This window comes from Ruegeria sp. CE9, from assembly GCF_056537425.1.
The window spans coordinates 170,772-186,574 of the sequence record NZ_JBQFRO010000009.1 but is presented as its reverse complement, the minus strand read 5'-3'; the positions used below and the strand labels follow the sequence as shown (position 1 = coordinate 186,574).

12 protein-coding genes and 1 pseudogene are annotated in these 15,803 nt (G+C 54.7%); 11 read left to right on the top strand and 2 right to left on the bottom strand.

The genetic code is table 11. The annotated features are described in order from the left end of the window. Positions 1-5: 5 nt before the first annotated feature. The 10 genes and pseudogenes from ACR0B3_RS17115 (at position 6) to ACR0B3_RS17070 (ending at position 13,684) form a co-directional block, all read left to right on the top strand. On the top strand, positions 6-1,532 hold the full coding sequence (locus tag ACR0B3_RS17115) for a tripartite tricarboxylate transporter permease (RefSeq protein ID WP_480810119.1): 1,527 nt from the start codon (positions 6-8) through the stop codon (positions 1,530-1,532). A gap of 127 nt (positions 1,533-1,659) precedes the next feature. After that, positions 1,660-3,213: a class I adenylate-forming enzyme family protein gene (locus ACR0B3_RS17110; protein WP_480810118.1), complete on the top strand. Its 1,554-nt coding sequence runs from the start codon at positions 1,660-1,662 to the stop codon at positions 3,211-3,213. Beyond that, the gene (locus tag ACR0B3_RS17105) at positions 3,213-4,409 is read left to right on the top strand and encodes an acyl-CoA dehydrogenase family protein (protein WP_480810117.1); all 1,197 of its coding nucleotides are present in this window, start codon (positions 3,213-3,215) and stop codon (positions 4,407-4,409) included. Before ACR0B3_RS17110 ends, ACR0B3_RS17105 begins: the two co-directional genes overlap by 1 nt. After that, a complete protein-coding gene (locus ACR0B3_RS17100) occupies positions 4,406-5,515 on the top strand; it encodes a CaiB/BaiF CoA transferase family protein (RefSeq protein ID WP_480810116.1) in 1,110 nt (369 codons plus the stop codon). The genes ACR0B3_RS17105 and ACR0B3_RS17100 overlap by 4 nt, the downstream gene beginning before the upstream one ends. Positions 5,516-5,709: 194 nt before the next feature. Continuing rightward, on the top strand, positions 5,710-7,797 hold the full coding sequence (locus tag ACR0B3_RS17095; protein ID WP_480810115.1) for a 3-hydroxyacyl-CoA dehydrogenase NAD-binding domain-containing protein: 2,088 nt from the start codon (positions 5,710-5,712) through the stop codon (positions 7,795-7,797). Between the two features lie 9 nt (positions 7,798-7,806). Further along, complete coding sequence (locus ACR0B3_RS17090) at positions 7,807-8,985, top strand: acetyl-CoA C-acyltransferase (protein ID WP_480810114.1); 1,179 nt, start codon at positions 7,807-7,809, stop codon at positions 8,983-8,985. Positions 8,986-8,994: 9 nt separating this feature from the next. Next, positions 8,995-10,191, top strand: a complete 1,197-nt coding sequence (locus ACR0B3_RS17085; protein ID WP_480810113.1) for an acyl-CoA dehydrogenase family protein — start codon at positions 8,995-8,997, stop codon at positions 10,189-10,191. An 11-nt stretch (positions 10,192-10,202) separates the two neighbouring features. Beyond that, positions 10,203-11,336, top strand: a complete 1,134-nt coding sequence (locus ACR0B3_RS17080) for an acyl-CoA dehydrogenase family protein (RefSeq protein ID WP_480810112.1) — start codon at positions 10,203-10,205, stop codon at positions 11,334-11,336. A gap of 475 nt (positions 11,337-11,811) precedes the next feature. Next, the gene (locus ACR0B3_RS17075; RefSeq protein ID WP_480810111.1) at positions 11,812-12,864 is read left to right on the top strand and encodes a TRAP transporter substrate-binding protein; all 1,053 of its coding nucleotides are present in this window, start codon (positions 11,812-11,814) and stop codon (positions 12,862-12,864) included. Positions 12,865-13,050: 186 nt separating this feature from the next. Further along, positions 13,051-13,684, top strand: a pseudogene (locus ACR0B3_RS17070) (tyrosine-type recombinase/integrase). Between the two features lie 3 nt (positions 13,685-13,687). Here ACR0B3_RS17070 and ACR0B3_RS17065 read toward each other — a convergent pair. Continuing rightward, a complete protein-coding gene (locus ACR0B3_RS17065) occupies positions 13,688-13,822 on the bottom strand; it encodes a hypothetical protein (protein WP_480810110.1) in 135 nt (44 codons plus the stop codon). Between the two features lie 107 nt (positions 13,823-13,929). Beyond that, the gene (locus tag ACR0B3_RS17060; protein WP_480810109.1) at positions 13,930-14,820 is read right to left on the bottom strand and encodes an AraC family transcriptional regulator; all 891 of its coding nucleotides are present in this window, start codon (positions 14,818-14,820) and stop codon (positions 13,930-13,932) included. Between the two features lie 161 nt (positions 14,821-14,981). Between ACR0B3_RS17060 and ACR0B3_RS17055 the strand changes: the two genes are divergently transcribed. Further along, positions 14,982-15,794, top strand: coding sequence for an SDR family oxidoreductase (locus tag ACR0B3_RS17055; protein WP_480810108.1), 813 nt, complete (start codon positions 14,982-14,984; stop codon positions 15,792-15,794). Positions 15,795-15,803: the final 9 nt, after the last annotated feature.

The following is a 15,803-nucleotide window of genomic DNA, read 5'->3' as shown; positions in this document are numbered from 1 at the left end:
TTCGCATGGAAATGATTCTCGAAGCAGCCAGCAATGCATTTCAGTTTTGGAATCTGGTCGCAATCTGGGTCGGTGTATTCGTTGGAATCACCATCGGAGCCATTCCGGGGTTGAATACGCCCATGGCGATGGCAATCGCCATTCCACTTACACTGACTATGGAGCCATTGGCTGCAATAGGCATGCTGGTCGGTGTTATGAAAGGTGGTGGGTTCGGAGGAGCCATTGCGGCCACCTTGCTGAACACTCCCGGAGAGCCTTCTGCGGCTGCGACCGCTCTCGACGCTCATCCTCTGGCGAAGGACCAGGGGAAGCCGCGGAAGGCTCTCAAAATGGCTCTTTTTTCGTCGGTAACCGGCGACACGCTCTCCGACATCGTGCTCATTACGTCGGCGGTTCCTCTAGCCATTTTGGCTTCGCAGATGGGAAGGGTTGAGCAAGCATCGGTATTGTTGTTCGCATTTACCATGGTGGCCGGAATAGCCGGATCCTCGTTGGTTCGCGGACTTATTGCCACGCTTTTGGGCATGCTGGTTGCGCAGGTCGGAGAGATCGAAGGAAGTATCGCTGAGCGGTTTACCTTTGGCGTTCTGGAATTGAGCGAAGGCGTGCCTTTGGTCGCAGCAGCTTTGGGCTTGTTGGCGGTTCCAGAAGTTTTGATCCAACTGCAAAAGGGACGTTCCGAAGGCACTACGGCTGCTGTGATCTCGGAAAAGGGCAACAAAGACGACCGGCGACTGACGTTTTCCGAATTTTGGAGTGCGAGAATATCTGTAGCGCGTGGTGCTGTGATCGGAACTGGAATCGGTGCGCTGCCCGGTTTGGGAAGTTCGGTTGCTGCATTCATCAGCTATGGTCTCGCAAAGCGGTTTTCCAAAACACCCGAGCAGTTTGGCAAAGGCTCGCTGGAAGGAATCGGCGCCGTTGAATCCGCGAATTCTGCGGTAAATGGTGCAAACCTGATCCCGTTGCTGACTTTCGGTATTCCCGGAAATGTCACGTCCGCCCTGCTGATCGGAGCATTTGTCATTCACGGTGTCGAACCTGGACCTGGCGTGTTTGACAATGACGCGCTTCTGATCTTTGGATTGTTCGTTTCGATGATGATCGCAAATTTTTTGACATTCTTGAGCGGACAGGTTGGTCTCAGGTTCTTTACGACAGTGCTCTCAACGCCCGGTGTGGTCGTCTTCCCAATCGTTGGCCTTCTGTGCTTCACCGGCGTTTACATATCGGCAGGAGTTGGATTGCTTGGCGTGGCAATAATGGTTGGCTTCGCGGCCCTGGGTTATCTGATGCGCCGCTTCGACTATTCCACGATTGCTTTCATTATCGGCCTGGTTCTTGGGGACACGTTTGAACGCAATCTTCGCGGGGCGGTCACAATTCTGCACCGTGATCCGGTTGGGGGAATGGCGGAACATCCCTTCGCAATTCTAATGTTGGTGGTGACGATCATCTTCCTATTCTTCCTTTACAAACAAAAACGCGCGTTGATGAAGGAGATGAAAAGGATGAATTCGGCAGCTTAGACCAACTCCGCTTCAACGCGCCATAGCGACAACGAAACCTAATAATTGCGCCCGATTTTTTACTGCCACCGGCAGTCCACGAGAGAGGTGTGCGCAATTCAATTCAATCAACGAAAGGTGACCCGAAATGAACCTTGGGGATATTATCAAACGCTCGGCGCGGTATTGGCCGGACCGCCTAGCCGTCATCGACGGGGACCGACGCGTGACTTATCAGGAATTCCATGAACGCACGAACCGGTTGGCGTCGGCATTGGCTGGAATGGGACTAGAGCAAGGTGACCATGTCGCTGTGCAGGGCCCAAATTCGCTTGAGCTGATCGAGACCGAAGTTGCTCTTTATAAAGCTGGAATGGTGAAAGTTCCGATCAATGCGCGACTTTCGACCGATGAAACGGTTCATGTGATTAACGATGGCCACCCAAAGCTCATCATTTGCGGTCCTCAACACGCCAAAGCGCTTGCGGCTCGACAAAACGAGATGCCCACATTGCAGAAGATCGTGGCTTTTGGGGCTGACACCGGAGACACGGGGTACGAAGCGTTGCTGGAGAGCGGGTCCAATGAATGGATCAGTGTAAACCCTGACGACAGCGCGACGGCGGTTCTTCATTATACCTCTGGAAGTTCTGGTGTGCTGAAAGCGGCAATGCAGACTTACGGCGGGCGTCGGGCCTTGGTGCGAAAAAGCGCAACAACCCCGATTACCCGGATCGAAACGCAAGATGTTTTGGCGCATGTTGGTCCCATTACCCACGCAAGTGGCATGCAGATGATGGGGCTGCTGCGTGTCGGGGCCTGCAACCTAATGAAAAACGGTTTTGATGTCGATGACCTCTTGCAGACCGTACAGGATGAGAAAGTAACGCGGCTCATTCTGGTTCCGACCATGGTCAACCGCATCGTAAATCATCCGGGTGTCGAGAACTACGACCTAAGCTCGTTGCGCAACGTGTCTTATGGTGCGGCTCCAATGGCTCCGGCGCTTGTTGAAAAAGCATTTGAACTCTTTGGTCCAATACTGTCGCAAGGGTACGGAGCTGGAGAGGTTTGCAGCGCTGTTACAATCCTTACCGAACAGGACCACATCGACGCGATGGCTGGCGACAAGAAGCGCTTGGCGAGCTGCGGTCGATGTTACTTTGAAGCTGACGTTCGGGTCGTGAACGATGATTTCGAAGATGTGGACCCGGGCGAAACCGGCGAGATCGTCGTTAGCGGACCCGGTGTCATGGCGGGCTACTACAATGCTCCAGACCTGACTGCCGAAGTCATGAAGAATGGATACTACCTCACCGGTGATCTCGCGACTGTTGATGAAGAGGGATACATCTTCATCGTTGATCGAAAGAAAGAAATGATCATTTCGGGCGGCTTCAATGTTTATCCAAACGAAGTCGAAAAGGCGCTTTATCAACACGATAGTGTTTTTGAGGCCGCTGTTGTCGGCGTGCCCGACGAAGAATGGGGCGAGGCGGTGAAGGCTGTCGTCGTGGTAAAACCCGGGCACGAACTCTCCGCAGAGCAGGTCATCGAATACTGCAAAGAACATCTGCCCGGTTTTAAACGCCCGCGCAGCGTCGATTTCGCTGAAGAACTTCCCAAGAACCCAAATGGCAAAGTCGTCCGCCGACTGGTGCGCGATGCCTATTGGCAAAACACTGACCGAAAGGTGAACTGATGAAGGTGCCCTCTGATTTTCGTGGTTCCGAACGAGCCGCCGAAGTTCTTAATGAACTTCTGACATTCCTGGATGACATTGTCATTCCGATGGAAAAAGAAGCAGGGCTCAAGTGGGGAGAAAAGCCCCCTAGAGAGTTGCTTGAGCGAGTCTGGAAAACGTCGTCCGAGGCGGGACATTACTCGTTGCTTTTGCCAAAAGAACTTGGCGGTGCAGGACTCTCGACCCGAGATTTCTGCGCGGTTAAGTGCGAAGCATATGCGCATGGCTCTCAGTTGGTCGCGCATGTGCTCGGCGAGTTAACGGGTCCGCCTCGCGTGGGTCACCTGTTTAAGGTGGCGACTGACGATCAAATTGAAAGGTTCCTTTCAAAGGTAAGCAGCGCTGAAAAAAATGTTTGCTTTGCGCTTACCGAACAAGGCGCAGGTTCCGACGCGGTATCGATCAAGACCAATGCCGTTCGGGATGGCAACCATTACATCATCAATGGCCACAAAAGGTTTATCTCAGGCGGTCCCTACGCGGATTTTGCTATTCTTTTGGCTGTGACCGATCCTGAAGCCGGTGCGCGGGGAATTTCTGCCTTTTTTGTCGATCTTGATGGCCCAGGCTGTTCAGTCGATTCTGATTACGAGGTTCTGACAGGCCAACGGTCGCATGCCGACTTGATCTTCAAAGATGCCCGCGTGCCCTTAACGAACTTGATTGGGCAGGAAGGGGCAGGCTTCAAACTGGCCATGGGCCGCATCACAGTCAATCGCCTGCTGCACTGCGCCACGATGCTGGGTCAGGCCAAACTTGTGACAAAACTGTCAATCCAGCGTGCCCAGACACGTCAGCAGTTTGGCAAACCCATCGGCATGTTCCAGGCGATACAACACATGATCGCCAACATGTCGACTGACCTCTACGCGGCGCACAGCATGATGTTGGACGCAGCCGCACAGCAGGATGCGGGCCACGACATTCGCAAAGAAGCTTCCATGGCAAAGGTCTTTTGTTCCGAGAAGGCCTTCGAAATCGCTGATCGCGCAGTTCAGGTCCATGGCGGTATGGGACTGCTTAAAGGCGGTGCGCCTGAATACATCTTCCGCACCCTCCGAATGTACCGGATCGTAACCGGAACTAGCGAAATCCAGAGAAGCACGATTGCCAAGGAGTTGCTTCTTCCCAAAGGAATGAAGGTGCCAAAATGAGCTTTCCTCAACCACTAGCTGGAATGACGGTCCTTGACTTCACCGCTCTACTACCCGGTCCGTTTTGCACATCCATGCTTGCCCAATACGGCGCAGAAATCATCAAGATCGAACGCCCAGAAGGTGATCCTGTGCGCAAACGAAATGTGTTTCTGTTCAATCAGATCAACGCTGGCAAAAAGTCCGTCGTTTTGGACATGAAATCGGACGACTTTGCCGAAACCGTGCTGGAGCTTGCAAAGGATTCGGATGCCGTTGTCGAGGGGTTTCGTCCCGGCGTCATGTCTCGGGCAGGTGTGGGATATGAACACCTCAAGGAAGCGAACCCGGCACTTGTCTACACCTCCATTTCAGGATTCGGTCAGGACGGACCTTATCGAAACAGGCCGGCACACGATTTGAACTATCTCGCGGTGGGTGGATATTTTTCGGTACCATCTCAATTGGATGGACAGATCTCACGCCCCAACGTGAGGCTTGCTGATACCCTTGCATCCGTAAACGCAGCATATGCTACGTCGATGGCGATGATGGACGCACAGAAATCCGGCAAGGGATGTCATGTTGATGCCAACATCTTCGATGGGATTGCCAACTGGTCTTTAATGCTTTTGTTGGCCGGAGGCGGAATGATGCCGGAAAAAACCGAACATTTCGGGCACGTGATGGCGGACAGCGAAATGTACCGGACCAAGGATGGGCGTTTCATCACGATTGGCACACTGGAAGACAAATTCTGGATCAACTTGGTTGATGCCATCGCGGAGGAAGGCGATCCGTTGCGCGACGAGAAGTACCATAAGCGACGTGGGCGCGACGCCGACAAGCATGGATTGAAGGCTCTTTTGGATGCATGTTTTGAACGCAAGACGTTGAAGGAATGGGAAGCTATCCTGGAAAACATCGATACAGCGTGGGGGCCTGTATACCGGGGTCTTGAGCTGCTTAGCGATCCACAGGTTATCGAGCGTCAACTCGTGCACGATCATAATGGATTCAAGAAACCTGCGTTTCCCATTTCCTTTTCTGGTGATCGCGGGGAGGCTCTTTCACAAGCGCCCAAACTGGGAGAGAACACGGACGAACTTCTTGATGGGTTGAGATGACTTTCCGGACGTTGGACGGAGCTTGAAACAGCTTCTTCCGGCGATCCCTGCTTTTCCCACCCCAGTTTCCAACACACCTAAGTCGTCAAAACTCTCACTTTGGATTTTGCGAAATCAGCGGCTCGGTTCGCGTTCATTTGGATCGCGAAGTGTTTGAAAGACCCAGAAATGCGTTCAGTCCGATGGAGGTCTGCTTGAATTCTACAACAAAATACGAGGTCTACGAAAATCTTGCCCTTGTTGGGATCGACAATCCACCTGCGAATGCCTTGTCGCAGACGGTGAGAAATGGAGTGTTACGCGCAATCGAAAACTCCGAGCTCGCGGAAAACGTTGAAGCAATTGTCATCTACGGCAACGGTGCCATGTTTTCGGCGGGTGCTGACATTCGCGAATTTGGCTCTCCGCCGTTGGAACCATTTCTGCCCGACCTGATCAATCGAATAGAAGCTTGCCAAAAGCCTGTCATCGCGGCGGTGCATGGGACCGTTCTTGGCGGTGGTCTCGAAGTGGGGTTGGGATGCCATTTCAGGGTGGCTGCTGAGAAGACCGCGCTTGGTTTGCCTGAAGTGAAGCTTGGGTTGTTGCCGGGCGCGGGTGGAACTCAGCGGTTACCTCGGCTTATACCGGTGGAATCTGCGCTCGATCTCATCACGACCGGCAGAACGATCGATGCGCCAGAAGCGTTGGCACTTGGATTGGTGGACGACGTTTCGTCTTCGGCGGACCCGCGCCAGGTTGGTATTGAGTTCGCTCAGAAGGTGCTGGAAACAGGTCTGAAGGCCAACCCGACCCGCTCCAGACCTGTCAAAAACTCTGATGGAGCGGCGTTCGAAAAACACCGGTCAAAGGCGGCAAATTCCAAACTCGGCAGAGGTGCGCCGCTCAAATGTGTCGAGGCCGTTCAGGCGTCCGTAGAAATGTCGTTTGAAGACGGTCTGAAAACCGAACGCGGCTTGTTTCTGGAACTGGTCAAATCGGATGAGCACAAGACGCTGGCCCACACGTTTTTCGCCGAACGGCAAGTTGGCAAGATCCCCGACCTCGCAAAAGGAAAACCACGAAAGATATCTGAAATCGGAGTTATTGGCGGCGGTACAATGGGCGCAGGGATTGCGGTCAGTGCCTTGTTGTCCGGCTTTTCCGTGACTTTGGTGGAGCGAGACGATCCCGCAGTTTCCAAAGCAGAGTCCATCGTGACAAAATTGCTTTCCGGCGCGGTGAAACGCGGCAAGCTTACCCAGGCAGATTTCGATGCAATCGTTCAGCAACGTTTCCGGGCGACCGATAATTACGACCGGTTGCAAAAGGCCGACCTTGTGATTGAGGCGGTTTTTGAGGACATGGCTGTCAAGAAAGAGGTTTTCGCCAAGTTGGATGACGTCTGCAAACCCGGCGCGGTGCTCGCGACCAATACTTCTTATCTTGACGTCAATGATATCGCGAACGCGACGCGAAGACCCGAGGATGTCATCGGACTGCATTTCTTTTCGCCAGCTCACATCATGAAGCTGTTGGAAATCGTTGTGGCAGACAAAACGTCGGCTGAGGTCGTGGCGACGGGATTTGCCCTGGCCAAGAAGCTGGGCAAAATTGGTGTGCGATCCGGAGTATGCGACGGGTTTATCGGCAACCGCATCCTTTCTGCTTATCGCAAAGCACTCGACGGTGCCATTTTAGCCGCGGCCAGCCCCTACGATGTGGATCGCGCCTTGGAGGGATTTGGTCTCGCCATGGGGCCCTACGCCGTGGGCGACCTTGCGGGCCTCGACATTGGCTGGGCAACCAGAAAGCGCCTCGCGCCGAACCGGGATCCCCGAGAAATCTACTCAGAGTTTCTTGATCGCCTTTGCGAAATGGGACGTTTTGGCAGAAAAACTGGGCGTGGGATCTACATCTACGGGGACGATGGCGCGAAGCCTGATCCAGAGGTGGTGGACATCATCGCTGCAGAACGCGCCGAAAAGGGCATCAAATCTCGGTCGATGGATGATGAAGAAATTGTCGACCGGTTCGTTGCCGCCATGGTGAACGAAGCGGCTAGAATTGTTGATGAAGGCATCGCGCTTCGCCCATTGGACGTCGATGTGACACTGATCAACGGTTATGGATATCCGCGGTGGCGGGGAGGTCCGATGCACTATGCCGATAGTATCGGGTTGAAGAATATCCTGAACAAAATCAATCGATTTGCCGAAGATGACGCATTCCTTTGGCAACCTGCGCGCTTGCTGGAGCGGCTCGTCGCCGACGGTAAGAGTTTTTCCAGCATGAACTTCTGAGGGAACAAAATGAAACAAGCCGTTATCGTATCCACCGCCCGCACTGGCCTCGCCAAATCCTATCGTGGAGCTTTTAACAAAACTCATGGGGCCACCTTGGCAGGGCACGCCATCGAACACGCCGTTGCCCGCGCCGGGGTGAACCCCGATCTGTTGGAAGATGCCTTTGTCGGATGCGGCTATCCGGAAGGTTGGACAGGTGGAAATATCGCCCGTCAGTCGGTGATAAGAGCGGGGCTTCCCGTGACCGTTGCGGCAACAACCGTTAATCGCTTCTGTTCATCCGGGCTCCAGGCAATTGCCATGGCGTCCGGAGCAATTGTCAACGACGGAGCCCCAGCCGTGATCGCCGGAGGTGTCGAAAGCATTAGCCAGATGCCCCCGACGCGCCCCCCGCAGGCGCAGGAACCCTGGATCCTTGAACACAAGCCAGATCTGTATCTTTCCATGATTGAGACGGCCGACATCGTCGCAAAGCGTTACGACATCAGCCGCGAGGCACAGGACGAACTTGCGCTGGAAAGCCAGAAACGTACGGCGGCAGCGCAGGCCGCAGGCAAACTTGCCGACGAAATCGTGCCAATCACGGTTGTTCAGGCCATCAAGGACAAAGAGACCGGCGAGACGAGCGAGAAAGAAGTGACGTTTGGAATGGACGATTGCAACCGTCCGACCACAACGATTGAGGGTCTGGCTCAATTGGCGCCGGTACAAGGCGACGGAAACTTCGTCACAGCGGGGAACGCATCGCAACTGTCCGACGGTGCATCGGCCTTGGTTGTAATGGACGCCGATGTCGCAGAGCGCGAGGGCCTGGAACCGTTGGGTGCGTTCAAAGGGTTCGCCGTAGCAGGCTGCGAACCGGATGAAATGGGGATTGGCCCCGTGTTCGCGGTTCCACGCCTTTTGGAACGGCAAGGGCTGTCGGTTGCAGATATCGATCTGTGGGAACTGAACGAAGCCTTTGCAAGTCAGGCGCTTTATTGCCGGGATCGGCTGGGCATTGATCCCGAGATTTGCAATGTAAATGGCGGCTCAATCTCAATCGGGCACCCGTTTGGCATGACGGGCGCTCGGATGGCTGGGCACCTTTTGATCGAAGGCAAACGCCGTGGCGCGAAATACGGGATCGTCACCATGTGTATTGGCGGCGGCCAGGGCGCGGCCGGGCTGTTCGAGATTTTCTAAGGTGGCGAGATGGATTTGAACCTGACACCCGAACAAGAGCAGTTTCGCGCAGAGGTGCGCGAGTTTGTGACCGAAAAACTGCCGTCTTCTATCGGCAATAAGGTTCGTCTGGGAAAACGCCTTTCCAAATCCGATATGGCGCAATGGGCGGCCATTCTGAGCAGGAAGGGCTGGTTGGCCGCCAACTGGCCCAAAACCTATGGTGGCGCCGAATGGGATGCTGTGCAGCGGCAGATTTTCGAAGAAGAAGCGTGCAAGGCCTATGCGCCACGACTGGTGCCCTTTGGGCTGACGATGCTTGCTCCGGTCTTGCTGAAGTTCGGAACCGAGGAGCAGCGCCAACGCTTCCTGCCTCGCATCTTGAGTGGCGAAGACTGGTGGTGCCAGGGTTATTCTGAGCCCGGCGCAGGGTCCGATTTGGCGGCAGTCAAGACAAAGGCCGAGTTGAACGGGGATCACTACGTCGTCAACGGGCAGAAAACCTGGACCACGCTTGGTCAGCATGCAAACTGGATCTTCTGCCTCGTCCGCACCAACCCGGACGTTAAAAAACAGGAAGGCATTTCTTTCCTTCTGATCGACATGAACACGCCTGGTGTAACGGTCCGACCCATCGTGCTGATCGATGGCGAGGCAGAGGTCAACGAAGTCTTTTTTGACAATGTCAAAGTTCCGGTCGGAAACCTTGTCGGCGAGCAGGACAAGGGTTGGACCTATGCCAAATACCTCCTGACCCATGAACGCACGAATATTGCTGGCGTCGGCTTTTCCGATGTCGCTTTGACCACGCTCAAACATGTTGCGGCCAACACTGTGTCCGGAGGTAAGCCTTTGGATCAAAATCCGTTTTTCGCCGGGCGCATGGCGCAGGTTGAAATCGATTTGATGGCGATGCGAACAACCAATCTCAGGGTGGTCAGCGCGGCGGCAAAAGGCCAGGCGCCCGGCGCAGAAAGTTCGATGCTGAAAGTAAAGGGCACACAGATCCGTCAGGAACTCACGGCATTGTTGCGCCGTGCCGTTGGTCCGGATGCGATGCCATTTCTTCCCGGCGTTCTGGACGACAGCAGTAATTCAGAAAACTTGGTGCCGGAATATGCCGCCGCTGCTGCTTCGACGTATTTCAACATGCGTAAACTGTCGATCTTTGGAGGCGCAAACGAAATCCAGCGCACCATCATCGCCAAATCGATGCTTGATCTTTGAAAGGCGACAACATGGACTTCTCGTTAACCGAAGAAAGAATAATGCTGCGAGATATGTTGCGGCGGTTTCTCGTTGACAGATACTCTCACGAAAAACGCAGAGCGGTGCTTTCGTCAGGCGAAGCATATGATCCTGAAGTCATGGCGGAACTGGCTGATTTGGGCGTTTTGGGCGCGGTCTTTGCAGAAGAAGACGGCGGTTTTGGAGGTAACGGCTTCGACATATCGGTCGTTTTTGAGGAGATCGGGCGAGCTGGTGTGATCGAGCCGATTCTGGGATCAGCCGTCTTGGCTGGCAGTCTGCTTTCTGAACTGGGAAATCCAGATCAGAAAACGTCTATCATGGACGTCATCGACCGCACCACAACCCTTTCCCTGGCGCACGCAGAGCCGCAGTCACGGTACGATCTAAGTCTGGTGCGAACGGCGGCAGTGCAAGACGAGAGTTCCGTGACCCTAAACGGTATCAAATCCCACGTCCTCAATGGTGCCCAGTCCGATGTGGTGATCATATCTGCCCGCGAGTTCGGGGCCGAGAATGATGAAGACGGGATTTCCCTGTTTTGGGTGCCGATTGATACGAAGGGCGTGAGCTGCGAAGGCTTCACGAATATCGACGGAACATCGGGTGCGCTGATGATCCTGGAAAATGTTCGCATTGAGTCTTCCCATCGCCTCGGCAATCGAGGTGGAGCATATCCGGCATTGGAAACCGCAATGGCACGCGCAATTCTGGCTGTTTGCGCCGAAGCTGTCGGAGCGATGGACGCTGCGCGGGAACTGACGGTTGAATACCTGAAGGAACGCAGACAATTCGGCGTCCCTATCGGCAGCTTCCAGGCACTTCAGCACAGAATGGCCGATATGGTGATTGAAATTGAGCAAGCACGCTCAGCCGTCATAAACCTTGCCGGACATCTCGATTCCGACCGAAACACAAGAGAAACGCACGTAAGCGCCGCAAAAAACCTGATTGGACGCGTCGCTAGTTTGGTTGCAGAAGAAACCATTCAAATGCATGGCGGGATCGGCATGACAGACGAATACGCGCTTTCGCACTTCGCCCGCCGCCTCACAATGATCGACCACCAGTTCGGGGATACCGACCACCATCTGGAACGATTTATCACGCGGAACACCACATAGCTTATTCGGCACTGCAATTATGCCAAACAGCCACGCCCGCTATTTACTAGGCATACATTCGATTAACGGCTGTGAATTGGTGGTCCGGGCCATGAATTCTGGCCCGGCGGAATGCCCCCAACACTATTGTCGGCAAGCAGCGCTTTGCCGCTGTTTGCGCGAGGTGCAGCATCCAGGGCTTTGGGCTCGATGCGGCCGTTCTCCGCGGCGTCAACAAATGGTCGAAAGGATTCCTGAGCCGCCATTGCTGATCCAACAGGGCGCTGCGTACGTATTCGGCAGGTCGCAACCCTAACCGGACTTTCCAAACTAGACTTTGCTATTCTAGAGATGCGGACGAAAGCTGCAGTTTGGTCTTGAACGAATACGTGTAAGTTCACGGATACTGGACGCAACTTGCTCCACAACTCGAAAGCAAAGGCACATCGACAATCGCTCACCTTGAGAAATTGACTGAGCGGTCCCGGAGGATACCATGACAATGATGACCAAACTGGCCCTAGCTGCCTTATCCTTTGTGGCTATGAATAGCCCGAGCCTTGCGCAGGATGTCACAATCGCCCTGCAATCGGCTTTCCCGACCAGCCTTCCGGTCGTCAACACGATCCGGCAGTTCGAAGCAGACGTCGAGGCAGCCTCCGGCGGGACGATCCAGATCGAGCTGGTGGAACCTGGCACGATTGTCTCGCCGTTCGACATTCAACAGGCGGTCTCTGACGGCAAGATCGAAGCGGGCTATACCGCTGCAGCCTACCTTCATGGGTCCTTGCCCGTTGCGTCGTTTTTCACGTCGATGCCGTTCGGGCCGCAGGCGCTCGATTTTATGGCTTGGTTCTACGAAGGCGGCGGGCTCGAGCTCAATCAGCGCATGTATGACGATGCAGGCTTTGACCTCGTGACTATGCCAGTAACATTCACCGGCATGGAATCGGGCGGTTGGTTCAACACACCCATCGAAGGGGCCGAAGATTTTGCAGGGCTCAAGTTGCGTTGGACGGGGCTGGCCTCGGAAGTGCTGGCAAGCCTCGGTGCGGATACCGTGCTGGTAGCAGGCGGAGAGATCTTTCCATCGCTTGAAAGTGGCACCATCGACGGGACCGAATTCAGCTTTCCCCAGGTGGATCTTGCGCTGAATTTTCCGGACGTGGCTTCTTTCTACTACTTCCCCGGATGGCACCAACCTTCGACGATGATTGAGCTGATCATCAACCGCGACGTTTGGGACGGCCTGACAGACAGCCAGCGCACAATTATCGACATGGCGGCCAGAACCAATGCGATGCGTTCGGTCTTGCGGATGGAATACTCACAAGCCGCCGCCGTCGCGCAAATGGCAGAACAGGGCGTGGAGGTCCGCCTCTACAGCCCCGAGACTCTGGACAGCCTCCGCGTAGCCTGGGACGCGCTTGTCTCCGAAATGGCTTCGGCTGACCCCTTTGTGGCAGAGGTTTGGGACAGTCTACTGGCCGCGCGAACACAAGAAGACGGCTGGGATGCGTTAACCGAAAAACCAATGCTGCGTCCATGATGGGCCGTCTCGACGCGATCCCCGGGCTTCTGCTCCCGGGGGTTTGAGATGAGCTTCTGCGCTATGTGAGCTGGGCCAAAAAGGGCTCATCGCAGACCTCGAAGGCGGTGCGGCAATCGCATGATATGGTACCTCGTCAACGTCGGGTTGTAGCTTGTGAGGGCATGGCGGATCGGAGGATCAGTCATGGAAACACCAAACTTACCGGCCATTCGCGCGCTGCGTCCAGCCTGGAACAAAGGTCGTATCGTTGGCCAAAAACGACCGCTGAAGCCAAAGCATGTCTGGGCAATCCGTGTTCGACTTGAATTGGCAGAAAATCATCGCGACCTCGCACTGTTCAATATGGCGATCGACAGCAAGCTGAGAGGATGCGACCTGGTAAAGATGAAAGTCGTTGACATCATGGCCTCTAGTCAGATCAAGGAGCGGGCTTCGGTGCTGCAAAGTAAAACTCAGAAACCGGTCCGCTTCGAAATTTCTGAAGGTACTCGGACCTCCGTCGAGAAGTGGATGGAAGATGAACTCATGGTTGGGTCTGAATACCTTTGGCCGGGTCGCTTCCATGAGCGTCTTCATATCTCGACACGCCAATATGCACGGATCGTCCGTGATTGGGTCACGTCGATCGGTCTAGAAGCGAGCGCATATGGCACGCATTCGATGCGGCGCACAAAGGTTACTCAGATTTACAAAAAAGACGGGCAATCTGCGCGCGGTGCAACTCTTACTTGGGCATACAAAAATGGACAGTACCGTTCGCTATCTCGGTGTTGAGCTTGAGGATGCACTTGCCATAGCGGAGGCCATCGAAATCTGAATACTACGGGCCGCTTTCATTGGCGGCCCATTCCTGCCGTTCGACCTTGGTCACCGTCGCTGCGACGCGGCCCGTCAGAGCCGACCTTCGCTGCAAGCGCAAAATCAGAAACGCGACGAACTGGGAGTCCGCGGACAAAGCGCCTTTTAGTTGCAATTGCGCCAATGGCCGATTTCCGAGATTGATTGGGTCGAAAGCCTCGGCTCGTAAAAGCGTTGCTGTGTTTAAGCTTTATCCCAGTAGCCCTATTGGACAGCCCCGGAAACGCGGTCCTGTCTTGGGGAGCGTCCGAATTTGCGGGCATATTCACGTGAGAATTGAGCCGGGCTTTCATATCCGACCCCATAGGCAATCTCTGAGATCTTTGCGCCGGTAGTTTGAAGCTTATTGCGGGCATGAAGCAGACGCAGGTCTTTCTGGTATTGCAGCGGTGAGGTTCCTGTGACGGCCTTAAACTGTTCAAAGAAGGCCGAACTGCTCATACCCACGCGCCCGGCAAGCTCTCCGACGACAAGGGGATTAGCCAGATCTGACCGGATTTCGTGCGTCGCCGCAAAAATCCGGCTGGACGTATTTTCGTGCCACACCAGTTTTTGAAGCGTGCCGCCATGTTGCCCGATCAGCAGGCGGGCATGGATTTCCCGCGCCGTGATCGGTGCCAGCATGTGATGTGTCTCTTCGGCTTCGCACTGCCGAAGATACCGTAACAAGGCGCTTTTCATTTCATCATCGGTTTCAGCGAGGCAAATCGAAAATGGATCCGACACTCGATGGGTGGATGACCGCGGCAGTGACGCGGCAAGTGCGCGCAAGAGGTCCAGATCAAGGTGAAACACGATCGCGACGTAGGGGTGTTCGGCCGTGGCCTCGGTAATCCTTGAGACAACCGGTAACGCGTTGCTGACGATCAACGACTGCCCGGCCCGCACCGTGAATGTTCTGGTACTGGTCCCGACCTCTTTGGCGCCTTGCAGGACCGCACATAGCAGAGGGCGGTAGACATTTGCGTCATGTTGGGTGGTCGATGGATAGGTTAGAAAAACCGTCCCGCTTTCCTTGTGTGGTAGCGCACCCTGCGCGACGCCTGCTTGGTCAAGCAGCGCCAGAACGTAGTCCAATAGTGTCTGAGGTCCCATGAATGCCTCCTGTCATTGCCATCGTCGATAGCACAGAAGCAACGAACGCCATCACTGAAAAATTCCACTTCTGGAGGATTAAGCAAGAAGCGCGGAGATTCCTGAAAGATACATCCCCATTTGATGATTATTGTGTGCTTAGAGTCTTGCGGAGTAATAACATGAAAACCATTCTGATCACCGGGGCTTCATCCGGTATTGGCGCGGCAACCGCCCGACATTTCCAGGCGAACGGTTGGAATGTCGTCGCCACGATGCGCAACCCAGCGGGCAGCACAGATCTTGGGGCTTTGGACAACGTGCATCTGACTCAAATGGATGTGACGGATACGGGCTCAATTGCATCGGCCGTGGGCGCTGGCATCGAACGGTTTGGGCAGATTGATGTTTTGTTGAACAATGCAGGTTATGGCGCCTACGGTGCGTTAGAGGCCTTTTCGATGGATCGCATCCGACGTCAGTTTGACACCAACGTGCTTGGGTTGATGGAAGTGACCAAAGCGGTTCTGCCCCATTTTCGTCAGAGCCGGTCAGGCACGGTCATCAATATCTCGTCCATCGGAGGACAGATTACATTTCCACTTGGGGCGCTCTACCATGGCACCAAGTTCGCAGTTGAGGGGTTATCTGAGGCGTTGCACTACGAATTGGAACCTCTTGGCATTCGGGTCCGAATTGTCCAACCTGGTATGATACGGACCAACTTCGGCGGCAGCTCTTTCGATTTTGCGATGGATGAGAACCTGCCGGATTACGCACCAATGGCCGAAGCCATGGGGCGCCTGTTTGGCAAGCTGGCCGCAAACCCGTCTGAACCAGAAACGGTCGCACAGGTCATTTGGGATGCGGCCAACGAGACCGGAAGCCGCCTGCGTTTTCGCGCAGGGCCTGATGCTGAAGAATTGCTGAACGCGCGCAAACAACAGGATGACGAGACGTTCATTGGTAGCCTTAAGCAAAAGATGGCACCCTGAAGAACCGTT